The organism is Pseudarthrobacter sp. CCNWLW207, from assembly GCF_037203945.1.
GTDB lineage: Bacteria > Actinomycetota > Actinomycetes > Actinomycetales > Micrococcaceae > Arthrobacter.
On record NZ_JBBCBS010000002.1, the window covers coordinates 162,882 to 186,786 of the forward strand.

At 65.2% G+C, this 23,905-nt stretch carries 16 protein-coding genes; 11 read left to right on the plus strand and 5 right to left on the minus strand.

Features of this window, described 5'->3' with window-relative positions; all coding sequences use genetic code 11:
* Window positions 1-20 precede the first annotated feature (20 nt).
* Window positions 21-1,565: an arabinosylfuranosidase ArfA gene (arfA, locus tag V9L17_RS03820; protein ID WP_443198002.1), complete on the plus strand. Its 1,545-nt coding sequence runs from the start codon at window positions 21-23 to the stop codon at window positions 1,563-1,565.
* Between the two features lies 1 nt (window position 1,566).
* Window positions 1,567-2,610, plus strand: coding sequence for an arabinan endo-1,5-alpha-L-arabinosidase (locus V9L17_RS03825; protein ID WP_337350767.1), 1,044 nt, complete (start codon window positions 1,567-1,569; stop codon window positions 2,608-2,610).
* A gap of 179 nt (window positions 2,611-2,789) precedes the next feature.
* Here V9L17_RS03825 and V9L17_RS03830 read toward each other — a convergent pair whose 3' ends face one another.
* Window positions 2,790-3,809, minus strand: a complete 1,020-nt coding sequence (locus V9L17_RS03830; RefSeq protein WP_337350531.1) for a LacI family DNA-binding transcriptional regulator — start codon at window positions 3,807-3,809, stop codon at window positions 2,790-2,792.
* Between the two features lie 156 nt (window positions 3,810-3,965).
* Window positions 3,966-5,126 carry a ribosome small subunit-dependent GTPase A gene (rsgA, locus tag V9L17_RS03835; protein WP_337350532.1) on the minus strand — a complete coding sequence of 387 codons (1,161 nt, stop codon included), beginning with the start codon at window positions 5,124-5,126 and terminating at the stop codon, window positions 3,966-3,968.
* A gap of 347 nt (window positions 5,127-5,473) precedes the next feature.
* On the opposite strand from rsgA, the gene V9L17_RS03840 reads away from it, so the two are divergent.
* The 7 genes from V9L17_RS03840 (at window position 5,474) to V9L17_RS03870 (ending at window position 13,894) form a co-directional block, all read left to right on the plus strand.
* The gene (locus tag V9L17_RS03840) at window positions 5,474-6,517 is read left to right on the plus strand and encodes a LacI family DNA-binding transcriptional regulator (protein ID WP_337350533.1); all 1,044 of its coding nucleotides are present in this window, start codon (window positions 5,474-5,476) and stop codon (window positions 6,515-6,517) included.
* On the plus strand, window positions 6,514-7,488 hold the full coding sequence (locus V9L17_RS03845; RefSeq protein ID WP_337345261.1) for an ABC transporter permease: 975 nt from the start codon (window positions 6,514-6,516) through the stop codon (window positions 7,486-7,488). Before V9L17_RS03840 ends, V9L17_RS03845 begins: the two co-directional genes overlap by 4 nt.
* A gap of 7 nt (window positions 7,489-7,495) precedes the next feature.
* A complete protein-coding gene (locus tag V9L17_RS03850) occupies window positions 7,496-8,455 on the plus strand; it encodes a carbohydrate ABC transporter permease (protein WP_337350534.1) in 960 nt (319 codons plus the stop codon).
* Window positions 8,456-8,515: 60 nt separating this feature from the next.
* Entirely contained in the window at window positions 8,516-10,120 is a 1,605-nt protein-coding gene (locus V9L17_RS03855; protein WP_337350535.1) for an ABC transporter substrate-binding protein, read from the plus strand.
* A 103-nt stretch (window positions 10,121-10,223) separates the two neighbouring features.
* The gene (locus V9L17_RS03860; RefSeq protein ID WP_337350536.1) at window positions 10,224-11,732 is read left to right on the plus strand and encodes a glycoside hydrolase family 32 protein; all 1,509 of its coding nucleotides are present in this window, start codon (window positions 10,224-10,226) and stop codon (window positions 11,730-11,732) included.
* A 101-nt stretch (window positions 11,733-11,833) separates the two neighbouring features.
* Window positions 11,834-12,880 (plus strand): D-2-hydroxyacid dehydrogenase, encoded by a 1,047-nt coding sequence (locus tag V9L17_RS03865; protein ID WP_337350537.1) that lies wholly within the window; start codon window positions 11,834-11,836, stop codon window positions 12,878-12,880.
* A 3-nt stretch (window positions 12,881-12,883) separates the two neighbouring features.
* Window positions 12,884-13,894: a LacI family DNA-binding transcriptional regulator gene (locus V9L17_RS03870; RefSeq protein WP_337350538.1), complete on the plus strand. Its 1,011-nt coding sequence runs from the start codon at window positions 12,884-12,886 to the stop codon at window positions 13,892-13,894.
* Window positions 13,895-13,899: 5 nt separating this feature from the next.
* Here the strand turns inward: V9L17_RS03870 and V9L17_RS03875 are convergent, their stop codons facing one another.
* Window positions 13,900-16,533, minus strand: a complete 2,634-nt coding sequence (locus V9L17_RS03875) for a glycoside hydrolase family 78 protein (RefSeq protein WP_337350539.1) — start codon at window positions 16,531-16,533, stop codon at window positions 13,900-13,902.
* Between the two features lie 220 nt (window positions 16,534-16,753).
* Between V9L17_RS03875 and V9L17_RS03880 the strand changes: the two genes are divergently transcribed.
* Together V9L17_RS03880 and V9L17_RS03885 are read left to right on the plus strand one after the other, a co-directional pair.
* Entirely contained in the window at window positions 16,754-18,283 is a 1,530-nt protein-coding gene (locus V9L17_RS03880) for an apiosidase-like domain-containing protein (protein WP_337350540.1), read from the plus strand.
* A 12-nt stretch (window positions 18,284-18,295) separates the two neighbouring features.
* The gene (locus V9L17_RS03885) at window positions 18,296-21,235 is read left to right on the plus strand and encodes a glycoside hydrolase family 2 TIM barrel-domain containing protein (protein WP_337350541.1); all 2,940 of its coding nucleotides are present in this window, start codon (window positions 18,296-18,298) and stop codon (window positions 21,233-21,235) included.
* Between the two features lie 46 nt (window positions 21,236-21,281).
* Here V9L17_RS03885 and V9L17_RS03890 read toward each other — a convergent pair whose 3' ends face one another.
* Window positions 21,282-22,592: a four-carbon acid sugar kinase family protein gene (locus V9L17_RS03890; protein ID WP_337350542.1), complete on the minus strand. Its 1,311-nt coding sequence runs from the start codon at window positions 22,590-22,592 to the stop codon at window positions 21,282-21,284.
* Window positions 22,585-23,901 (minus strand): RuBisCO large subunit C-terminal-like domain-containing protein, encoded by a 1,317-nt coding sequence (locus V9L17_RS03895; RefSeq protein WP_337350543.1) that lies wholly within the window; start codon window positions 23,899-23,901, stop codon window positions 22,585-22,587. The genes V9L17_RS03890 and V9L17_RS03895 overlap by 8 nt, the downstream gene beginning before the upstream one ends.
* Window positions 23,902-23,905 lie beyond the last annotated feature (4 nt).

A 23,905-nucleotide genomic window follows, 5' to 3' on the forward strand; every position in this document is an offset into this window, starting at 1 on the left:
ATACAGAACAGGACAGAACCGTGACCATCACCTCCGCTGCTGCTGAACAGACCCACTTGGCTGTTGTGGCGCCCACCGTCATCACCATCGACCGGTCCGCCGTCGTTGCCCCCGTCAGCCGCCGTATCTTCGGCTCCTTCGTGGAGCACCTGGGCCGCTGTGTGTACGACGGCATCTACGAGCCCGGCCACCCCACGGCCAACGAGGACGGCTTCCGGCTGGACGTCATCGAACTCGTCAAGGAGCTCGGCTCCAGCACCATCCGCTACCCCGGCGGCAACTTCGTCTCCGGTTACCGCTGGGAGGACGGCGTGGGTCCGCGCGAGGAGCGACCGGTCCGGCGTGACCTCGCCTGGCACTCCCTGGAGTCCAACCAGGTGGGCCTGGACGAGTTCGCTCGCTGGTGCAAGCTCACCGGCTCCGAACTGATGATGGCCGTCAACCTGGGCACCCGCGGCATCGAAGCGGCCCTTGACCTGCTGGAATACACCAACCACCCCTCCGGCACGGCCCTCAGCGACCAGCGCATCGCCAACGGTGCCAAGGACCCCTACAACATCCGCATGTGGTGCCTGGGCAACGAGATGGACGGGCCGTGGCAGATCGGCCACATGTCCGCCGAGGATTATGGCAAGATCGCTGCCCGCACCGCGTCCGCCATGAAAACGGCGGATAAGAACCTGGAGCTGGTGGTGTGCGGCTCGTCAGGATCCTCCATGCCGACGTTCGGCGAATGGGAACGCGTGGTCCTGGAGCACAGCTACGACTACGTGGACTACATCTCCTGCCACGCCTACTACCAGGAGCGCAACGGCGACCTCGGCTCCTACCTCGCCTCCTCGCTGGACATGCAGTACTTCATCGAAACCGTGGTGGCCACCGCGGACCACGTCAAGCACAAGCTGAAGAGCAAAAAGACCATCCAGCTCTCCTTTGACGAGTGGAACATCTGGTACCTGGACGAGCACCAGGCCTCCGACGAGGTCAACGATGAATGGACCCACGCGCCGCGCCAGCTGGAGGACACCTACTCCGTGGCCGACGCCGTGGTGTTCGGCAACCTGCTGATCACCCTCCTGAAGAACCACGACCGCGTGGCAGCGGCTTCCCTTGCGCAGCTGGTCAACGTCATTGCCCCCATCATGACCGAACCGGGGGGCGACACCTGGCGCCAGACCACGTTCTTCCCGTTCTCCGTCACCTCCCGCCTGGCCCGCGGCGAAGTCCTGCGCCCGCGCATCGAGGCCGGCACCTACACGACGGCGGTCTATGGCGAGGCTCCGTTGGTGGACGCCGTCGCCACGGCCGACGCCGGCCAGTCGGCTCTCTTCCTGGTAAACCGCAGCCAGACCGAGTCCATCGACGTAACCGTCAACGTTTCGGACCTCAATGCCACGGTGATCACCGAAGCCGTGACCCTGCATGATGCGGACGTCTACGCCAAGAACACCCTCCAGGATCAGAACCGGGTTGGCCTGAAGCAGCTCCAGGGCGCCGTCCTTGAGGAGGGCACGCTGACGGTGACCCTGCCGCCGGTGTCCTGGTCCGCCGTCGCGCTTGGCTGACGTGCTTTCCGAGCCGAGTAGTTCCGCTGCCGGCCGCCCTGCTGTTCGATTCACAGCGCGGCGGCTGGCAGCGGTGCTTGCCGCCGTCGTCGTCCTTGTCCTGACGGCCTGCGGCGCCTCTCCGGGCGCGGCGCCTGAGGCGAAGCCCGCCGAAATCACCGGCGACTTCTTCACCCACGACCCCGCGCTGGTCAAAGGCGGGGACGGCGAGCCGTGGTTCATCTACTCCACAGGCAACGGGCAGGTGGCTGACGGCAACATCCAGATCCGGCGCTCCGACGACGGCGTGGAGTGGGAGTACGTCGGCGAGGTCTGGCAGGAAAAGCCGGCCTGGCTGGCCACTGCGGTCCCGGGCGTGGACAACCTGTGGGCGCCGGAACTCTATGAACACGACGGCACCTGGTACCTGTATTACTCGGCGTCCACGTTTGGAAAGAACCTGTCCGTGATCGCGCTGGCCACGAACACCACGCTGGATCCGACCGACGCCGCGTACGAGTGGGTGGACCGCGGGCAGGTTATCTCCTCCAAGGGGGAGCGTTTCAACGCCATTGACCCCGGCATCGTGGAAGACGACAACGGGACGCCCTTCATGGCTTTTGGATCCTTCTGGACCGGACTTCAGCTGGTCCAGCTCGAATGGCCTACCGGCCTGCGCGCCGATGCCGCGGATCCGATAACGATCGCCGACCGGAAGGTCCCGCCCAACGCCATAGAAGCGCCCTACATCCTGCCGCATGATGGCCAGTACTACCTGTTCTTTTCCCGGGACTTCTGCTGCCAGGGCCTGGAAAGCACGTACAACATCGCGGTGGGACGTTCGGACAGCATTACCGGCCCCTATGTGGATGCGGAGGGCAAGGAACTGCTCGACGGCGGCGGGACCCCTGTGTTGGCCACAGATGGCGGGCGCGTGGGGCCGGGCGGCCAGTCCGTTTCCGGGGACACGCTCGCCTTCCACTACTACGCCGAGGAGCTGGACGGGGCGTTCCGGCTGGGGCTGGCCGATCTTGAGTGGAAGGACGGGTGGCCCAAGGCGAGCTAGGATCCGCGTGCGTTCCTGCCCGGTTGCTTTCGCCCCAAGCAGCTGAATCAGGCCGCGCCACGGCGTGTCGCGCGTGGAAAGCGCTTCACCGGCGGGGCCGCCAAAAGCAACTGGGCAGGAGCGTACAGCCGGGCGGCCGGAGGTCATGGACGAACTGTTCCAGGCCTTCCCGCTGCCTCCTACGCCGGGCTTGCTCCCGCCGTCGATTCGCGGGCCACAATCCGGAACTCCGTCTCGATCTCCCGTGGCGGCATGCCGTTCGGTTCCTTGATCCGCTCCATCAACATCCGGATGGCGGTCTCGGCGATTTCCGTACGGCCGGGATCGACGGTACTCAACGTCGGCAGGCTGTACCGGGTTTCGTCCAGGTCATCGAAACCGATCACGGCGACGTCGTCCGGGACGCGGAAGCCCGCCTCCTGCAGGACGCGGACGGCGCCTTGGGCCAGGGTGTCGTTGAGACCGAAGACGGCATCGAAGGAGGCGCCGCGGTCCAACAGGTCATGCATGGCGGCCGCGCCATTGGACCGGTGCCAGTCCACCACGTAGGCAACGATTCCGTCGTCGTATGGAATGCCCCGGGCCTCGAGGGCATCCCGGTAGCCCCGCAGCCGGAGGCCAGCAGAGCCGATTACTTCCCCCTCGTGGGCCCCCACGACAGCGATCCGCTTCTTTCCTAGGTCCAGCAGGTGTTCGGTGGCAGCCCGGGCGGCGGTGACATTCTGCATGGTGACGTGGTCGGACGCGCTGCCGAAGATGCGCTCGCCGAGCAGGACAATCGGCACCTCTGCCTTGATCAGGTGCGCGTCCTCCTGGCCGAGGGCGAGCGGGCTGAAAAGGAGGCCATCGGACATCTTGAGCCGGGGGCTGGCCATCACTTCAAGCTCGCGCTTCCGGTCCGCGCCGGTCTGTTCGATCAGCACCACCAGGCCGTGCTTCGCTGCGGCTTCGATGACGGCGTCGGCCAGTTCGGCGAAGTAGGGCAGGCTCAGCTGGGGCAGTGCCAGGGTGATGGCGCCGGTCTGCCCCGAGCGGAGGCTGCGGGCCGTGAGGTTGGGCCGGTAGCCGAGTTCCTGAATGGCCTTTTCAACCCTGGCGCGCGTGGTGTCCCGGACGTGCGGATGGTTGTTGATCACGTTGGAGACGGTCTTGAAGGACACCCCCGCCACACGGGCCACGTCGTGCAGCGTTGCCGCCATCCTGCCTCCCCCGGGTGTTGTTTTGGCCCACGCGGCCTGTCACGGATAGTTTACAACGTTGCATCGCCTCAGCGCCCCTTCCCTGCGTTGCTCTATCACTTCCGGTTCCTAACAGGCATGTTTGGCAACCATGAGTGATAGAGCAACGCCGAATGTTTAGCGCCGCTTCCGCTTGGAGCGCTGCTCCTCCCGCCGCTCGGAGGTGTCGCGCTCCGCGGAGCGTTGCGATTTCCCGGCCACCACTACCTTCTGGTGCCACTCGCGCTGATACGCCCGGCGGGCTGCGGCGTCGGTGCGCCGGGCCAGGGCGGCGAGTTCGCGCTGGAGTTTGCCGTAGCTATGCCAGCGCCGTTCGTCCAGCGTCCCGTCCGCCAGGGCAGCCTGTACGGCACAGCCCGGTTCCCGGTGGTGGGCACAGTCCGAAAACCGGCAACGGCTGGCCAGCTCCTCCACGTCGCCGAACATTTCGCCCATGCCTTCGTCGGCGTCGAACAGTCCGAATCCCCGGACGCCTGGGGTGTCCATGAGGACGGCGCCATTGGGCAGCGGCACGAGTTCACGTGACGTGGTGGTGTGTTTGCCCTTGAAGTCGCCGGAGCGGACCTCGCCGGTGTGCTGCACTTGGTGGCCCACGAGGGCATTGATGAGGGTGGACTTGCCAGCACCCGACGGGCCCAGGAGGACCAGCGTGCCGTGCGGCGGCAGGTGCGCCAGGAGCGCGTCGATCCCATCGCCGTTCTCGGCCGACGTGGTGACCACGTCCACGCCGGCCGCCTGCAGGATGACTTTGCCGACGACGTCGTCCGCCACGTCCGCCAGATCGGCTTTGGTGATGATCACCAGCGGAACCGCGCCGGAATCCCAGGCGGCCACGAGGGTGCGTTCCAGGCGGTTGTGGGTAAGCGGCCGGTCCACGGGGACCACCACGCCCACCACGTCCATGTTCGCGGCGAGCACCTGCGCCTCCGAGGAGTCTTCAAAGGCACGCTTGCGGCTGAGTTCGGACCGGCGCGGAAGGATCCCGGTGATCTGGCGGTCGCCGGCGCGGTTGGGTCCGATCCACACCCAGTCGCCCGTGACCGGCACGCCGGCGTCGAGCGGGTAGGGCAGGTGGAGCAGTTCCCTTCCGACGGCCGTGAGGACCAGGTTGCGGTCCACGCGGACTACCCGTCCGGGTTCGTGGTGATGGTGGGTTTCGGGGTCGTGGGAGTCGAAATACTGGGCGATGGAAGGGGAGTAGCCGTAACGTTCGGGTCCGTCGTGGCTGGAAAGGGATTCGGCAAAGCTGTGCAGGCTGGTGCCTGACGAATTGTTCAAGGTGAGTCCTCGGGAGAAGTCCCCAGGCACCTGAGGGCGGCAGTCCTGTGGCCGGAACCTGCGGGTGCGCGCCTTAGGCGGTGCGGAGGCGGGGGAGCGGAGTGATTGGTTTGATGGGTGCGGGGCGCTCTGGGCGCGCGGCTGTGACAGTCATCAAAACCACCTCCTTTCCCTCCCGGTGTCCGGATTCCTTCACGGACTCTCGGTTGTTGAGTGTAGCCCGGTGCTGGTGTGTTGGGTAGGGGGAGGTCGACAGGCCAATCTATTGACGCTCCGTGTGATGCAGGCTACAGTTGACCCAGTTATACGAATAACTGCCCCATTACCTAAGGCCCGAGGAGGTGCCCATGGCTGGATCACGGCCCAAGTCAGGACCGACGATGCATGACGTCGCGGCCGCTGCGGGAGTTTCACAGGCAACTGTGTCCCTGGTGCTGAACTCGGCTGCCGGGTCACGCTTTTCCGAGGATACCCGCAAGCGCGTACGGGATGCCGTGCGCCGGCTCGGCTACCGCACCAACGCCCATGCCAAGGTTCTCCGTGAGGGTGTGGCCGGCATGATCGGGTTCATCGGTGACTCCGTGGCTACCACTCCTTTTGCCGGAGCCATCATCGAAGGTGCACAGCAGCGGGCATGGGAGGACGGGCTCCTCCTGCTTACGGTGAATACCGGGGGCGACAAGGAGCTCGAGGCTGCTTCCCTGGACACGATGCTCTCCTACAAGGTTGCAGGAGTGGTCTACGCCGCCATGTATCACCGGCGGCTGGATGTCCCGGAGGTGCTGGCTGATGTTCGATCCGTAGTGTTGAACTCCCAGGACCGTGCTGGACGGGTCCCGAGTGTCGCACCGGATGAGGTCAAGGGCGGATATGCGGCCACCAGCCGGCTGCTCAAAGCTGGTCACACCCACGTGGGGATGATCAATATCGAAACCCTCGAAAGTGGGCTGCCTGCTGCTGTTGGCCGCTATGAGGGATACTGCGCGGCACTTATGGACGCGGGGCTGGACGTTGATCCGGGCCTGGTCCGGTTCGGTCAGGGCGGTGAGGTGCATGGCTACAAATACGCGATGGAGCTGCTCACTTCCCAAAACCCGCCCACAGCGATTTTCTGCGCCAATGACCGCGGCGCCTGGGGTGCCTACCAGGCGGTGTCGGACCTGCGCCTATCGATTCCCGGAGACGTCTCTATAGTCGGGTTTGACAACCAGACGACCATCGCGCCGCACCTTCGCCCGGGATTGACCACCTTTGAATTGCCGTTCGTCGCCATGGGCCGTCGTGCGGTTGATCTGATACTCCAGGATGCGGAACCCGACGGCCGGGTCGAGCTAATGGACTGCCCTCTGATTGAACGGAATTCAGTGACTCATCCTAAGGAGATGCCATGAGCCGCACCATCCCGGCCCGACGCGGGCGTCCTGTTGCGGCACCGTTGCCGCAACGAAAAAATTCTCTTTCGCTCCGCCTGAAGAGGATTTCCCGTGCCTGGCAGTTATACGTATTACTAGCCCCGGCGATCGTCTATATCCTGGTCTTCAAGTACTGGCCGATGTACGGCGTTCAGATCGCATTCAAGAACTACAACCCGGTGGACGGGTTCACCGACAGTCCCTGGGTGGGCCTGACGCACTTCATCAGGTTCATGAACTCCTACCAGTTCGGCCAGGTCGTCGGTAACACGTTGTGGATCGCAGTTCTCGGCCTGCTGGTGGCCTTCCCGATCCCGATCATCCTCGCGTTGCTGGTCAACCAGCTCCAGAGCGAGAGGTTCAAGAAGTTCACCCAGACAGTGCTGTATTCGCCTGCTTTCATCTCCACCGTCGTGGTGGTTGGCATTATGTTCGTGGTCCTCTCGCCCAGGTCTGGTCTCGTGAACAATGCGATCCAACTCGGCGGCGGTGAACCGATCTTCTTCATGGGCTCCGCAGAGTGGTTCCGCCCCATCTACGTGATCTCGGATGTCTGGCAGAATGCCGGCTTCTCCATGATCGTGTACCTTGCGGCGTTGGCCGCCATCGACCCGGCACTGCATGACGCGGCCAAAGTCGATGGCGCCTCGAAGCTGCAGCGCATCCGGCACATCGACTTGCCAGGCATCATGCCGGTGGTGACGATCCTGTTCATCCTGGCCATCGGAAACCTGCTTAACGTCGGTTTCGAAAAGGCGCTGCTGATGCAGACGCCGCTGAACCTCTCGACCTCGGAGATCATCCAGACCTACGTCTACCACGCGGGCCTGCAGCAGGCGCAGTTCAGCTACTCGGCCGCTATCGGCCTGTTCAACTCCCTCCTTAACCTGGCGTTGCTGCTCGTGTTCAACACGATTGCGCGCCGGGCCAACCAAGCGACCCTGTGGTGAGGCCGACATGTCCCTGATAACCAACCCCCCGACCATCGAGAACCCGAAACGGACCATGAGCGTGGTCCGTCCCAAGCAGTCTCTGAGGGACAAGTACGGCGACCGTGCGTTCAACGTCGCCGCCACTACCGTCCTGCTGCTGTCCATCCTCGCCGTCGTGTATCCGCTGTACTTCATCGTCATCGCCTCCATCAGCGACCCGAACGCCGTCTATGAAGGCAAGGTCTGGCTGTTCCCCTCCGGCGTGACCACTGAGGGCTACGAACGGATCTTCGCCGACAGCCGCATCTGGAACGGCCTGGGCAACACAGTCATCTACACCGTGCTCGGCACCGCCGTCAGCGTCAGCACCATCCTGTGCGGAGCCTACGCGCTGTCCCGCAAGGACATGCCGGGCCGGAAGTTTCTGATGCTCCTGTTCGTGATCACCATGTTCTTCGACGGCGGCCTCATCACCAAGTACCTTGTGGTCCGGGACCTGGGGATGCTGGACACTGTCTGGGCAGTGGTCCTGCCCGGTGCGGTGGGCGTGTGGAACCTGATCATCGCCAGGTCATTCTTCGAACACACCATCCCCAACGAACTGCGCGAAGCCGCCCAGATGGACGGGGCCACCGACTTCAAGTTTTTCTTCCAGATGGTGCTGCCCCTGTCCAAACCACTGATCATGCTCATGATCATGGTCCACGTCGTAGCCCAGTGGAACTCGTTCTTCGACGCACTGATCTTCCTCAATGACGACTCCAAGTACCCGCTACAGCTGGTGCTCCGGAACATCCTCATCCAATCCGATGTCTCCTCCGCCGGAACCACCGGCGGCGACATCGAATCCTATGCGGCAGCGCAACGGATCGCAGAGCTCACCAAGTACGCCATGATCGTCGTCTCGAGCCTGCCCCTCATGATTGCCCTGCCATTCATGCAGAAGCACTTCACCAAGGGCGCCATGATCGGCGCCGTCAAATAACCGCACCGCCCACCAGTAAACCCCCAGATGCAGTATCCCCACCTCAGAATAGGAAAGACCATGGCATTCAGCCGCAAATTCGCCGCCCTCGGCACCGTCCTGGCCGGAACATTGATGTTCACCGGCTGCTCCGGCGGCTCAGGCACCACGGAGATCAAAGACGCCTCCTCGGACTTCGGTTTCCAGGAAACAGGCTTCCCGATCGTCAGCAAGACACTGGACCTCACGTTCTCCGGCACGAAGTCAGCGCTTGCCCCGGACTACAACACCATGACCGTGGTGAAGGAATGGGAAAAGGCCACCAACGTCCACGTCAACTGGGAGAACCTGCCCGAAACAGTCTTCAAGGAAAAGAAGAACCTGATCCTCGCCAGCGGTGACCTCCCCGACGCCTTCTTCAACTCGGGGCTGACCGATGCTGAAATAGCCACCTACTCCGCCAGCGGCACCCTCATCCCACTCGAGGGGCTTATCGAGAAGAACGCGCCCAACCTCTCCAAACTGCTCTCGGAACGGCCTGATATCAAGGCTGCCATCACCTCTTCGGACGGGCACATCTACTCCCTGCCCTCCATCGAGGAACTCGGCCTGGTCCAGTTCCCCAACGAACTGGCCATCAACACTACCTGGCTGAAGAAACTCAACATTCCGATGCCGAAAACCATCGATGAGTTCCACGACGCTCTGCTGGCATTCAAGACCCAGGACGCGTCCGGCACCGGCAAGACCATCCCGTTGAGCTTTATGCCCGGCTCCTGGTGCGGGGACATCGTTGACCTGATCGCCGCCCTCGGCGGAGTGCCGGACAACATGGACCACCGCATCGTCCAGGACGACAAGGTCATCTTCACCCCCACCCAGGACGGCTACAAGAAAGCCATCCAGACCCTGCACGAGTGGTACAAGGAAGGCCTGATCGATCCCGAGTCCTTCTCCCAGGACGACAAGGCCTACCTGGCCAAGGGCAAGGCCGCCACGGAAAACCTCGGTTCCTTCGTCTGGTGGGAAATCCCCGAAATGGTCGGCGCGGACCGCGCCAACAACTACTCCCTGGTCCCCGCCCTTGAGGGCGTCGACGGAAAGCGCCTGGTCAGCCAGTCCAACAACCAGGAAATAGCACGCGGCGCCTTCGCCATCACGCGGACCAACAAATACCCGGCCGCGACCATGCGCTGGGCAGACAACCTGTATGACCCCATCCAGTCAGCCCAGGCCAACTGGGGACCGATCGGTGAAACCCTGCAAAAGGACGCCAGTGGCATCCTGACCCAGATCCCCGCCCCGGCAGGGACCAGCGAGGGCGAACGGCGCCAAAAGGTCGCCCCGGGCGGCCCGAAAGCCAACACCGCAGAGAACTTCAAGAACGTCGTGGCCCCTGAGCCGAGGGCAGCCCAGCGCCAGAAAACGGTAGAAGAGAATTACAAGCCCTTCGCCGCCAACGACGGATACCCGCCCGTGGCGCTGTCCACCGAGGAACTCCAGCAGATCGGCACCATCGAAACGGACGCCGCGTCGCTGGTCAAGCAGAACATGGCCAAGTGGATCGTCTCCGGCGGCATCGAGCAGGAATGGGACGGCTACATCTCCCAGCTCAAGAACATCGGCGTCGACAAAATGATCGAGGTCTACCAGCAGGGCTACGACCGCTACAAGACCAACTCCTAACACCGACAAAACGGGTGGGCCGGCGCGCCTGCCGGCCCACCCCAACCAGGGAACCTTGCCAGTTTCCCGGCCAGACCCGCACAAGAAACGAGACCCCACCCCCATGACTGCCGCGACCGCCACGACAGCCGACACCTTCCGCCCGGTCATGCACTACGCCGCCCGGAACACCTGGCTCAATGACCCCAACGGCCTGATTTTCCATGACGGCGTCTACCACCTCTACTACCAGAACAATCCGCTGGATAACGTCTGGGGAAACATGTCATGGGGCCACGCCACTTCCCCGGACCTGGTCACCTGGACCGAGCACTCCGTCGCCATCGCCTGCGATGAGCACGAGGACATCTTCTCCGGAAGCATCGTTTTTGACCGGGACAACACCAGCGGACTGGGCACCGACTCGGCCCCGCCCCTGGTCGCCGTCTACACCAGCGCCTTCAAGTCCGGCTCCGCGCATGAGGGGCTTCAGGCCCAGTCGCTCGCCTTCAGCCTCGACGGCGGCTACACCTGGACGAAACACGCTGGGAACCCGGTACTGAACCGCGGATCAGCCGAGTTCCGTGACCCCAAGGTCATCAGGTACGACGGCGGCGCGGGCAGTTACTGGGTCATGGTTGCCGTGGAAGCCACGGACTTCCAAATTGTGCTCTACAAGTCCCCTGATCTGAAAAACTGGGAGCCTCTGAGTACGTTCGGCCCGGCCAACGCCACCGGGGGTGTCTGGGAATGCCCTGACCTGTTTCCCCTGCCCCTCGACGGCGATCCGGAAAACCTCCAATGGGTCCTCACCGTCAACCTCAACCCTGGTGGCCCCAACGCTGGCTCCGCCGGGCAGTATTTCGTCGGAGACTTCGACGGAACCACCTTCACCTCGGCCACCACCGTCACCGAAGGCCACCAGGATCCCGACCGTCTGGGCGAGTACCAGTGGCTGGACTGGGGCCGGGACTACTACGCCGCCGTGTCGTTCAGCGACGCCCCGGACAACCGCCGCCTCATGATCGCCTGGATGAATAACTGGGAGTACGCCAACCAGATCCCCACCTCGCCCTGGCGCAGCCCCATGACCCTGGCCCGCGAAGTATCCCTCCACACCATCGACGGAAGACCCCGCCTCATCCAACAGCCTGCTGGGGACTTCGCCGCGGTTTCCAGTGCCGGCGCGTCATTCACGCTGGAAAACGCGGAACTCTCCGACTGCACGCGCGTCCTTGACGGGGCGGCCGGCGCCGTCCAGCGGATCGATCTGACCCTCACACCCGGAAGCGCGGAGGAATTTGGGCTGATCGTCCGCGCCAACGGCGCCCACGGAACACGCGTCGGCATCCGGCCAGCACATGGCACCCTCCATGTCGACCGTCGGACATCAGGAAACACCAGCTTCCATGAATCCTTCCCCTCCATCGACACCGCCCCCATCAGGGCGATCGAGGGTTCCTACCGGCTCACCATCTTCGTGGACCACTGCTCCCTCGAAGTCTTCGCCGAGGAAGGCCAGGTCACCATGACGGAACTGATCTTCCCCGCACCGACGAGCACCGACGTCGCCATCTACGCTCTCGGCGGTACTGCCACCGTGGAAAGCCTGGACGTCACCCTATACGCGTAACCGTGCACTCCAACTGAAGGCATCCGATGCACGGCCCGGATGCCTTCAGCCCGGAGGCAGCTGGCCTGAAACGTGTCAAGCTGTTCAATTACAGTAGACCCATGAAGACGCTCCGTGTTGTTGTGCCCACACCCCTGCCCGAGGAACTGTGCGAGCTCATTGAGCGGACCGAGCCTCGAGTGGAGATGGTCCGCGACCAGGCGCTGCTCCCGCCCCAGGGCCATCCCGGCGACCACCGGGGCGACGAAAGCTTCACGCGCACCGCGGAAGAGCAGGCCCGGTTCGAGAAGCTGATCGACTCTGCAGACGCGCTGTACGGCGTACCGGACCAGTCGCCATCGCAGCTCAAGCGCACGGTTGAGGCGAATCGACGGCTGCTGTGGGTCCACACCACTCCTGCTGGAGGCGGCGGCCAGGTGCGCGCTGCCAACCTGAGCCAGGAGCAACTGGAGCGGATCGCCTTCACAACGTCGGGCGGCGTCCACGCGCAGCCCCTCGCCGAGTTCGCAGTATTTGGTGTCCTGGCCGGGATGAAGGATCTTGCCAGGATCCAGAACGATCAACGGAACCGGACCTGGGGTGAGCGCCGCACGCTCAGCCAAATGTCCTCCGCCACCGTCCTTGTGGTGGGCCTTGGGGGCATCGGCAGGGCCGTGGCGGGAAAGCTGGCGGCACTGGGTGCGCGGGTCATCGGTGCCCACCGCAGGCAGGTCGAGGTGTCGGGGGTTGAGCTGATCGTCCCCATGGAAGAGCTTGCTCAGGCCGTAGCCGGGGCGGACGCTATCGTTCTCTGCCTTCCAAGCACGACGGCGACACACCGGGTTGTCAGCCGAACGGTGCTGGAAAGCGTCAAGCCGGGAGCCACGCTCGTCAATGTGGGCAGGGGAACCACCGTGGATGAGCCAGCCCTGGTTGAGGCCCTTGCTGAAGGCAGGATCGGTTTCGCCGCCCTCGATGTCTTCGACACCGAGCCGCTTCCGGTGGACAGCCCGCTATGGGAAATGCCGAACGTCCTCGTCAGTCCGCACGCCGCGGCAATCAACGGCAACGAGGAGCGGCTCATCGCCGAGCTATTCGCCACGAATGCGACACGGCTTCTGGACGGCGAGCCCCTCCGGAACCGGGTCAACACCGTCGAGTTCTACTAAGCCATGGCCTCAAGGGTAGGGATCCGGGAAGTCGCAGCGCTCGCGCAGGTGGCGCAAGGCACTGTTTCGCACTTCATCAACCATCCGGACAAAGTGTCTCTGGAAAAACGTGAGCGCATCCAGCGCGCCATCGACGAACTGGGCTTTGTGCGCAATGACGCTGCATCGCAGCTCCGCCGTGGCAGCAGTGCAACCATCGCCTACATTGCCCCGGACATCAGCAACCCCTTCTTTGCCACTATTGCCGAGGGCGTGGAGCAGCGTGCCGCAGCCGACGGACTTTCGGTCTTCCTGGCCAACTCCAACAGGAGCCGGGAGCGGGAAGACGCCTATCTGGAAATGTTCCAGGCTCACCGCGTCCGGGGGCTGCTGGTGGCATCGCATGGTCCTATCGAGGACCGGCTGGCCCACATCCGCAGGCTTGGCACTCCCAGCGTCCTCGTGGGGCAGCGCGCGCTGGCCAGCGAACAGCCGTCCGTGTCAGTGGACGACGAGTTGGGCGGATACTTGGCAGCCAGGCACCTCATCGAGCAGTCGGCCCGGCGCATCGCGTTCGTCGGAGGGCCTTTGGGAGTGTCGCAGATCTCGGACCGGATCGAGGGTGCCAGCCGTGCGGTGCGCGAATGCGTCGATGCCACCCTTGAGGTGATCAACGTCGGCAGCCGGACCCTTGCCGTGGGTCGGGAGGTGGCAGCTGAGATCGCCAAGCGATCCCCGGAGCGCCGGCCCGAGGCGATTTTCGCCGCCAACGACCTCCTGGCTCTGGGCCTGATGCACGGACTCGTGGTGGATAACGGGCTGGGCATACCGGCCGACATCTTCCTGGTCGGGTATGACGATATCGAGTTCGCGGAAGCCTCGGTGATCCCTTTGACGTCGGTCAGGGCTCCCCACGAGGAGTTCGGCATCGCGGCGGTGGATCTCCTGCAAGCGGCCATTGCCAAGGACACCGAATCTGCCAAGCAGATTATCTTCAAGCCGAAACTGATGGTCCGGGCCTCCACGCTCGCCTGAGGCTGCTACATCGCGGAGGCTTCCTGGACCAGCAGGGGAACGCGGTCGACGGCGGCTGCCGCACTTTCGAAGTGATGCGCACCGCTCCCGATCTCCACGGCGTCGCACCCGGGAAGCTGCACTGTCGCCGTCGCACCCGTGGGCACCGTGACGTCCACACGCAGGCTCCCGCCGTCGATCTTCCAGGCGATGGCCGCCCGCCCATACGGCGTCTCATGTTCCGCGGAAGCATGCTTGAGCCCACCGCCAGGCTGCGGCTGGAAAACGATATGCCGGTAGCCCGGCGCTCCCGGCGCCAGGCCGGCCACCACGCGATGGAGCCAGTCGGCCACGGCTCCCAGGGCGTAATGGTTGAACGAGGTCATCTTGCCGGTGTTCACTGTGCCATCGGGCAACATGCTGTCCCAGCGTTCCCAGATCGTGGTGCCGCCCTGCATGACGGCGTACAGCCAGGAGGGCGCCTCTTCCTCAAGGAGGAGGCTGTAGGCGGAGTCTGCATGTCCGGTGACTGTGAGGGCATCGGAGACCAGCGGCGTACCCACGAAACCAGTGGCGATTCGGTGCCCGGCCTCCTCTACGAGTTCGGCGAGGCGGCGCCCCGCCGCCTCAATCCCGGCGTTGGGCAGCAGCTCAAAACCGATGGCCAGCGAGTAGGCGGTCTGGGCATCGCTGGTCATGGCTCCGTCAGGGCGGACATAGGCGGCCGCGAACGCGCGGCGGACATCCGCGGCCAGCCGGGCGAACCGTTCCTCGTCCTCGGACCGGCCCAGGACCGCTGCCATCCGGGCCATGCGATCCGCGGAGCGGGCGAAATACGCCGTGGCCACAAGGTAGCGGTCGGTGCGGGCATCGGCCGGATCATGCGGCGGGGCGGAGGGATCGAGCCAGTCGCCCAGCTGGAATCCTTCATTCCAGAGCCGGTCCGGCCCGGCAAGCCGCTCCACCAGTTCCACCCAGCGTTTCGCGCTGTCGTACTGCGCAACCAGGATCCCGGGATCGCCGAAACGTTCGTACAAAGTCCACGGCGTAAACGTCGCGACATCACCCCAGGCCGCGCCGGGGCGGATGGGAGTCCACATCTTGTGCGCCGGAATGACCGGGACGTACCAAGGCACCGTTCCATCCGGAAGCTGTTCCGCGGCCACATCCTTCAACCAGCTGGAGAGCATGCCGGAGACGTCGTAGAGGTACGATGCGGTCGGTGCGAACACCTGGATATCGCCGGTCCAGCCGACGCGTTCATCCCGCTGCGGGCAGTCGGTGGGGATGTCCAGGAAGTTTCCCCGCATGCTCCAGACCACGTTCTCATGGAGCCGGTTGACGCTCGCGTTCGAGGTCTCGAACCAGCCCGTGCGCTCGAGGTCGGTGTGGTAGACGCGGGCGCTGATGTCGCCGCGGGCAACGGCAGCCTCGAGGTCGCCGGGCCAGCCGCTGACCTCCGCATACCTGAACCCATGGAAAGTGAACCGGGGCTCCCACTCCTCCAGTGGCCGTCCGGCCATGACGTATTCGTCGGTTGACTTCGCACTGCGCAGCGGCCGGGTATAGAGCTCCCCCTCCTGCAGCACCTCTGAGGTGCGGATGAGGACAGAGTTCCCCGCCTCGCCGGAAACCCGGATGCGGAGCCTGCCCACGAGGTTTTGGCCGAAATCGAGGACCTTCTTGCCGCTTGGTGTGGTCATAACCATCGCAGGGGCTACCTCCTGCGTGCATCTGACCGGGGGTCCCTCCGGAGCCACGAGCGTGCCGGGATCGCGGTGTGCTGCGACGACGCCGTGCCAGCCGGCGTCGTTGAATCCCGGCCGGGACCAGCCATCGAGCTCAAGCCGTGCGTCGTACAGCTCGCCGTCGTAGTTTCCGCTGCGCACGATCGGGCCGGGGGCCGCCCGCCAGGAGCTATCCGTGGCGATGACGTCCACCGAGCCGTCGCGGTACCGGACTTCAAGCTGGGCGAGCAGCGAGAGATCTGTGCCGTAGAGGTTCTGGAAACCGCCGTACCAGCCCAGCCGCCCCCGGTACCAGCCATCCCCAAGCCAGGATCCAATAGCGTTGGCGCCGGAGGCCAGGTGCCCGGTGACGTCGTAGGTGTAGTACCGGAGCCGTCGGTTGTAGGTGGTCCAGCCGGGCGACATGGCGTCATCGCCCACCCGCCGGCCGTTGATTTCGACTTCGTAGAGCCCATGGGCGGTGACATAGAGGCGCGCGGAGGCGACGTCGTCGCGCACGGTGAACTCCCGACGCAGCAGTGGCGGGCGCCGTTCGTCCGACGCCGGATCCTCCTCCCAGCCGGCGCCGATGGCCATGGCCTTCCAGTCGCCGGGTTCCAGCAGCCCCGCTTCCACGGTGCCCGGTTCACTCCACTCCGAGCGGGTTCCGTCGGCGCCCGTGACACGGATCCTGACGGTTGCCTGCTCGCGGGAGCTGAGTGGCGGGGAGGGCCAGGGCTGTAGGACTGAATCGGTGGAGCCGAAGGATGGTGAGGTGTAAACGGTGCCTCCGCGTTCCACCCGCACTTCGTAGGATGCCTGCGTCCAGCCGGCCGCCGCCTGGGTTTTCCAGGAGAGCCGCGGCGTGGCGACGCCGGTGCCGAGGGCCTGGCGGTGGTGTTCGAACGTTGGTGTACCAACGGTGATGCTCATAAAGACTCCTGATGGGTGGGCCTCTCGGCCCGCGTCCGGATGTGCGGAAGCTGGGAGGTGGGGAATATGTGCCGTGTCCTGCCCATCATTCCGCAGTTCTTGACACGTTTCAAGAGTTTCGCTCTTAGACCCTTGTTTCGCGGGATTATCTGTTGATACGGTTCAAGAACCGCCCTCCCGCATTCCGGAGCGCACAATCCCCACCTGAAAGGACCACCCCATGACGCACCCCTGCTACGCGGTGCTTGAGGTAGTACTGGCCGGACCGGACGAACCAGTTCCTGCGGATCGTGTGCCGTTCTGGACCGCCTTTGAGCACGAGTCCGGGGAGGTCAAGAGAGTGCCTGGATTCTGGGACGGCGCAAACCGCTACGTGGTGCGTTTCGCCCCGGAGCGGGAAGGAAGCTGGACCTGGAGCACACGCTCGGAGGCCGTCGGACTTTCCGGAATGACGGGCACTGTCACCGTAACGGCCCCGGCACCCGCGGAGCACGGGCCGGTCAGGGTGGCCGGCACGTTCCATTTCGCCCACGCAGACGGCACTCCGTTCCGCCCGGTCGGGGCCACCGTGTACAACTGGCTGCACCAGCCCGAGGATCGGTTCGCGGCCACGGTCGACTCACTGGCTGCGGCCGGCTTCAGCAAACTGCGCTTTATGGTCTTTCCGCAGGCGGGCGGCTATGTGGAACATTTCCCTAAGCTGCTGCCGTTTGAACGCGGCGCCGACGGCCGCCACGACGTGACCCGCCCGGTGGTGGCCTTCTTCCAGCGTCTGGATGCCGCCGTCGTCCTTCTGCAATCCCGGGGGATCCAGGCCGACGTGCTGATCTACAACGCCTATGACAACGGCCGCTTCGGACTCGACGGACTGACCGAAGCCGAGGATGCCGTGTACCTGCGCTACCTCGTCGCGCGGCTCTCCGCCTACTCCAACGTGTGGTGGTCGCTTTGCAACGAGTTCGACATCCTGGACCGTCCCACGGCGAGATGGGATGCGGCCGGGGAACTGCTCGCAGCCACCGATCCCCACGGCCATCTGCGGTCCATCCATAACTGGATGCGCTTGTATGACTACAACCAGCCGTGGGTCACGCACGCCTCGCTCCAACTCGGACAAGCGACCGAGGACTTCGGTCGCGCTTCGCTGTTCCGTGACGCCTACCGCAAGCCGGTGGTGCTCGACGAGGTCAAGTACGAGGGCGACGTCCCCGAGCGGTGGGGGCACCTCACGGCCCGGGAACTGGTGCACCAGTTCTGGATCAGCGCCGTGTCGGGCTGCTATGCCTCCCACGGCGAGAGCTTCGTGCTCGACGACGGCAGCCTCCATATCGTTGAGGGCGGCCTTCTGCGCGGGAAGAGTCCGGAACGGCTCGGTTTCCTGCGGAAGTTGCTGGACGACGTGGACGGAGACGGCCTGGATCCCATCGACAACTGGTGGGATGCGGCGTTCGTCGCCGGCATTCCCCGGCGAGAGTACTTCCAGTATCTTGGGCGCTCAGCTCCAGCATCGTGGACGTTCCGGCTGCCGAATACGGGCATGGGAATCCAGCTGGAGGTGGGTGACCGCTTCGAGGTTGACGTGATCGACACATGGAACATGACCATCAAGCCGGCAGGCCGGATCTTTGAGCTGACGGACGTCCAGCGAAATGATGCGTTCGCCGCGGACTCGGAACCAGTCCAGCTGCCTGAAGGCGAGGCGCTCGCGCTGCGCGTCCGCCGGGTCCCGCAACCTGCCGTTGCGGACTGAAAGGGACTGCAGATGCGCCGATATTGGGATGACTTCCCCCCGGGGTCCGGTCGCCGCGAACCCCGCGCGGATACGGTCAGCGACGCACGCCGCCTGAGCCTGAACGGAAGCTGGCGGTTCAAACTGTCGCCGACGGCGTCGGGCACCGGCGACGGATTTATCAAGCCCGGGTACGACGACACCGGCTGGGACACCATCCGCGTTCCCTCCCACTGGGTCCTGGAACCGGTCACACCCCTGGCCGGCGGACCCGCCCGGTCGCTGCGCGGCACGGACGAGGGCCCGCTGTACACCAACACTGCACTGCCCATGCCCCTTGACCCGCCGCGGGTCCCCACCGAAAACCCCACGGGCGACTACCGGCTGGTCTTCGACGTGACCGAGGACTGGGGCCGGGCCGTGCTTCGGTTCCAGGGAGTGGACTCCTGTGCGAAGGTTTGGCTTAACGGCGTGGAGCTTGGCTTTTCCACCGGAAGCCGTTTGCCTTTCGAATTCGACGCCCCCGTGCTTCCGGGCGAGAACGTACTCGCCGTGCGTGTCCATCGCTGGTCCTCAGGCACCTACCTTGAGGACCAGGACATGTGGTGGCTGCCCGGCATCTTCCGGGACGTCGAGCTGATCGAACGGCCCGGCGGCGCGATTGAGGACTACTTTGTCCACGCCGGCTTCGACCACCGGACGGGGCAGGGCACGCTCCGGGTGGATGCCTCAGCCCCTGCCCGGGTGGAGATTACTGAACTGGGGATCAGCATGGCCGCGGGCGAGTCCGCCACTGTGCCCGTGCAGCCGTGGAGTGCCGAATCGCCCCGGTTGTACCGGGGAACGCTCGCGTCGGAGGGCGAGACGGTTGAGTTGAGGATAGGTTTCCGCACGGTTGCGATTGACGACGGCGTCCTCCGCGTCAACGGCAAGCCCGTGTTCTTCCGGGGAGTGAACCGCCACGAACACCATCCGGACACCGGGCGGACGCTCGACCGGGAAACGATGGTCCGCGACATCATGCTGATGAAGCAGCACAACATCAACGCGGTACGCACCAGCCACTATCCGCCGCACCCGGAGTTCATCAGGCTGTGCGACGAGTACGGCCTCTGGGTGGTGGAGGAATCGGACCTGGAGACGCACGGCTTCATCTACGCCGGCTGGGAGGGCAACCCGCCGGCTGATCCCCGCTGGCTGCCGGCGATGCTCGACCGTACGCGCCGCATGGTGGAGCGGGATAAGAACAGCCCCAGCGTGGTGGCCTGGTCCCTGGCGAACGAAAGCTGGGTAGGCGGGAATTTCGACGCCGTGGAGGCCTGGATCCGTGACCGCGACCCGTCGCGTCCCCTCCATTACGAGCGCGACCCCAGCTACCGCAATTCGGACTTCGCGTCACTGATGTACCCATCCCTGGAACTGCTGGAGCAGATAGGCCGGCGTGAGGATCCCCGGCCTGCGGGAATTACCGACGACGACGACGCGCGCCGCCGCTCCCTGCCGTTCCTGCTGTGCGAATACGCCCACGCGATGGGCAATGGCCCCGGCTCGCTGCTGGACTACCACCGCATCCTGAAGGCACACGACAGGTTCTGCGGCGGCTTTGTGTGGGAGTGGATCGACCACGGCTTCACACACCGGGATGCCGCTGACCATGAGTTCATCATGCACGGCTCCGACGTTGATTACCGCCCGAACGGGGGCCGCTACTGCCTGGACGGGCTGGTGTTTTCGGACCGGACGCCGTCGCCCGGCTTGGCCGAGCTGAAGAAGGTGCTCCAGCCGGTGGAGATCTCCGTAGATGAGGCGATCTCGATCCGAAACGATTACGACACCATCGGGCTCCACCATCTCATGTTCACCTGGCGACTCGAACTGGATGGCGCCCCGCGCGGCACCGGCGTTTTGGACGTCCCGGCCGTCGCCGCAGGGGAAGGAGTCACGGTGCAGCGCCCGGTTGCCCCCGCTGAGGAACCCGGCGAGTGGTGGCTTACGGTCGAGGCGGCACTAAAGGAAAGCACGGCGTGGGCTCCGGCCGGACACATCGTGGCTTGGTCCCAGGGGGCGTTGGCCATACGTCCAAGGCCGCATGCGGTGGAGCCGGGGCGCGCGATGTTGGGCAGGCAGCCCGCGTTGCCCGGTGGCGAACTGCTGCTTGGCGACGCGGCGTTCGATGCGGTGACCGGACAGCTCACGCGGATCGGACAACTGAAGCTCGACGGCCCGCAACTCGACGTGTACCGGGCTCCCACCGAAAATGACCGCGGGCAGGGGGGCAACAATAACCTCGCGGCCGCATGGACCGCCGTCGGAATGGACCGGATGCAACACCGCACCGACCGGATCGAGGCCGACGGCGAACGCCTCCGGGTAGCTGGCCGCTGCGCCGCGGCCACCCACCCGCACGCCATTGAGTACCTGTTCGATTGGACCGCGGACGGCACCGGGCTGCGGCTGGAGGTTTCAGTGGATTTTGTGGGGCCTTGGGCAGATACGCCGTACCAGCACCGGGACATCGTCCTGCCACGGCTGGGACTCCGGCTTGGCCTGCCCGGCGCCTACCGGGAGGTGCGCTGGTTTGGGCGCGGACCGGGGGAGTCGTACGCCGATTCCCGGGAGGCGGCCGCCGTCGGGACGTTCGCGTCGAGTGTCGACGCCCTGCAGGTGGGCTATCCGGTACCCCAGGAAAACGGCAACCACGTGGAAACGCGGTGGCTGGAGGCCTCAGGGGCCGGGCTGCCTACCCTGCGCGTTGAAGGGGACCCGCTGTTCGACTTCACGGCACGGCGGTGGACCAGCGAGGCGCTTGAGCGTGCCCGTCATCCCCATGACCTGGCCGATTCCGGCAAGGTCTGGTTGAACGTTGACCAGTCACAGCTCGGCCTGGGATCCGCGGCGTGCGGGCCATCCATCCCGGGCCAATACCGGATTCCCCGCGAAGCGACCAGCTGGAGCGTGAGCTTCCAGGCGTAGGGCGGAACTGGTCTCGGCCTGACGAGGGTCGAAGGTGAGGACTGGCTCAGGTGAGGGGTGCGACGCGCGGCCTGGGCGCCGAACCCAGGGTGCGGATCAGTTCGAACAGGTCCGCCGGACCCACCTGGCCGCCCTTGAGTAGCATTTCGGTGCCATCCAGCCACGGTGCGGGAGATGCAACCCTGCACAGGACCACGTTGCCCACCGGATTTGCCGCAATGGATAGGGACCGGGCGCCGAGCTGCCGGAGGACGTGGCTGGACGTGTCCCCGCCGCAGACGATCACCCGGCTGCCGCCGCCTTCGCGGAGGGCGGCTTCGATGACACCCGACAGGCGCGCGGAGAGCGTTTCAACCAGGCTGCCGCCGTCGCTGGATGCTGCAGGGCTGCCGGTGGTGACCACCACGCTGCGGCCCGCTGAAAGCTCAGTGATGACGTGCTCCTTCAGCGGACCGTCATCGTGTGCCGGCAACGCGAGGACTGTCCATCCACGGCGGCGGGCGTGGTCGACTTGGCGTGATGTCTGGGGTGACTGGGAGCCCGAGACGGCCAGTACCGGTCCATCAGCCCTCAGTTCATCGACGCTGTCCGTCCGGGAAGCGTCACCGCGGGAGATAGCGGCCGCGAGGCCACGGGTGAACCCGCCGGAGCCGATCACGAACTGCGGGGCGTTGGATTGTGAGTTTGCCACGACGACGGCTTGGGAGACCAGTTCAATGTGCACGTCCGTCAAAGCGTCGAGGACCGTGGCGGCCTCGGTCCGCTCCGCCAGCTTGCGAGCGAGGTCCGGCGCATCCGTGTACTCCGGAAGGTGCATGGAGCCCACGGGAAGGCGGGTCTGGAGCGAGAGGTGCAGTGCGAGGTCCGATTCGCGCATTGGCGTCACCGGATGCCGGGACATCGTCGGCTGGCGGTCAAGGCGGTACACCTGGCCCTCCTCCGCAGCGAAATGGTGGCCGAACGCCGTGTAGCGGCCGAAGTCTGGCTGCGCAAAAAGGGTCGGCACGGTAGCGGGACCGAACACGTCCCGGGCAATCTCGATGACCCGGCCAAGGCTTCCGACGGTTGGTGACGAGTCAGCCGTGGAACAGGCCTTGTACTGCACGATCTGCGGCCGGAGCGCCCGGAGTGCCTCAAGCACCGGCCGCACCTCGGACTCAATCTGGCCCGTTGGCAGGGACCGTGCCACCCCGGCCACCCCGACGGCGTCCACCTCCTCGGCCGCTGCCCGAAGCTCGGCAGGGCCGGGGAGCCCCAGGAAAAGCCGGCTGGTCCACCCGGCCCGCCTGAGTTGCAGGAGCACGTCCACGCTCCCGGTGAAATCGTCGCCGTAGAAGGCGAACTGCAAGTCAGCCACGTGGCGCTCCGAACGTCTCGGCGGCACGGCGGAATTCGGCTGAAGCGGCGAGGGCTGTTGCCATCTCTTCGCCGCGTCCGGCGGAATCCCACGCGGCACGCATGCTCTTCACCCCGGCGGCCGGCCCGTCAGGGTGGCCGTGGATTCCGCCGCCGGCGAGAACCAGCAGGTCATCCGTGCCGGTGGCCGCATAGGTTGCGTGGGCGAGGCCCGCCCACTGTCCGGACGATAGCACAGGCACTGTGGACGTCTGCCCCAGGAGGGGTTCGCGGACCGCCGCGATCGAGTCCAGCACTTCGGCGTCGTTTTCGTAGAACTTGTTGCTGATGCCGTTGGTGTGAAGATGGTCCACGCCGGACAGCCGGGCCAGCTTCTGCCATGCCCGGAAGGAGAACCCCAGCTGGTCCGACCGGCTGATCGCCCCAAACATCGCCCGGTGCCCGTGGATGGGTACCGTAGCGTGCCGGCGCAGGAACTCCACCCCGGCCAGGCCCACCATGTTGATGCAGGCCATCACGCAGGTGCCGCCGGCCTCGACTACGAGGTCGTGGTTGGCTTCGAGCCGGCCGATGTCGTCGGTGATGTTGAAGGCATACATCGGCATCACGCCGGTGCGGTCGGCGTGGCGCTGCAGTACCGGCATGACTGCCCGTACGCGTTCAGCCAAGGGAGCGGAGGGGCCGTTGCCCTGCAGTTCGTCGTCCTTCATGAAGTCGACGCCGGCACTGGCCAGTTCCGCCACTACTTCGGCGAGCTCCGCGGGGCTGAGTCCGATGCTGGGCTTGATGATCGTTCCGATCATCGCCCCGGCGGGTCGGGACATCAGCCGGCGGGTTCCTTCCACGCCGAAGGCGGGCCCGGGATAGCGCTCCGAGAAGGCCTCGGGAAGGTCAAGGTCCATCAGCTTGATCGCGGCGAGTTCCTTGATCTCGAACAGGTTGCCGGCGACGGCGGCCTGCAGGTTGGGGAGTGAGGGGCCAAAGTTTGCCAGCGGGAACCGGAGCCGGACCCTGCCGCGGCGGCGTTTGGCCGGATCGCCGACGGCGCCGGGCAGCGGGGAGGAACCATTCAGCGGGATCTCCTCAAGGTCCACAACCTGGGCGGCGAATCGGGAGCGCAGGTCGTCGGACTCCCGTGCCACCCTGATGAACGTACCGGTGGACTGCTCGCCGGCAAGTACTTCCGCAGCGTGCTGGAGATCGAGTGATGTCTCGATGTGATAGGTGGCAACAACGTGCTGTGGCTTCGCATCCACCGCTTCCTTGACGGACTGATCCGTGGCGAGGCCGGGCGTCACTGTGGGGGTCATTTTC

Bases quoted from the DNA above. Each gene is read 5' to 3' on its own strand.
- V9L17_RS03830 (WP_337350531.1), bottom strand. From the start codon at position 3,809: ATGGCGGCAACGCTGCACGACGTGGCCCGTGTGGCGGGGGTGTCCTTC.
- V9L17_RS03840 (WP_337350533.1), top strand. From the start codon at position 5,474: ATGGCTGGATCACGGCCCAAGTCAGGACCGACGATGCATGACGTCGCG.
- V9L17_RS03845 (WP_337345261.1), top strand. From the start codon at position 6,514: ATGAGCCGCACCATCCCGGCCCGACGCGGGCGTCCTGTTGCGGCACCG.
- V9L17_RS03850 (WP_337350534.1), top strand. From the start codon at position 7,496: ATGTCCCTGATAACCAACCCCCCGACCATCGAGAACCCGAAACGGACC.
- V9L17_RS03855 (WP_337350535.1), top strand. From the start codon at position 8,516: ATGGCATTCAGCCGCAAATTCGCCGCCCTCGGCACCGTCCTGGCCGGA.
- V9L17_RS03860 (WP_337350536.1), top strand. From the start codon at position 10,224: ATGACTGCCGCGACCGCCACGACAGCCGACACCTTCCGCCCGGTCATG.
- V9L17_RS03865 (WP_337350537.1), top strand. From the start codon at position 11,834: ATGAAGACGCTCCGTGTTGTTGTGCCCACACCCCTGCCCGAGGAACTG.
- V9L17_RS03870 (WP_337350538.1), top strand. From the start codon at position 12,884: ATGGCCTCAAGGGTAGGGATCCGGGAAGTCGCAGCGCTCGCGCAGGTG.
- V9L17_RS03875 (WP_337350539.1), bottom strand. From the start codon at position 16,533: ATGAGCATCACCGTTGGTACACCAACGTTCGAACACCACCGCCAGGCC.
- V9L17_RS03880 (WP_337350540.1), top strand. From the start codon at position 16,754: ATGACGCACCCCTGCTACGCGGTGCTTGAGGTAGTACTGGCCGGACCG.
- V9L17_RS03885 (WP_337350541.1), top strand. From the start codon at position 18,296: ATGCGCCGATATTGGGATGACTTCCCCCCGGGGTCCGGTCGCCGCGAA.
- V9L17_RS03895 (WP_337350543.1), bottom strand. From the start codon at position 23,901: ATGACCCCCACAGTGACGCCCGGCCTCGCCACGGATCAGTCCGTCAAG.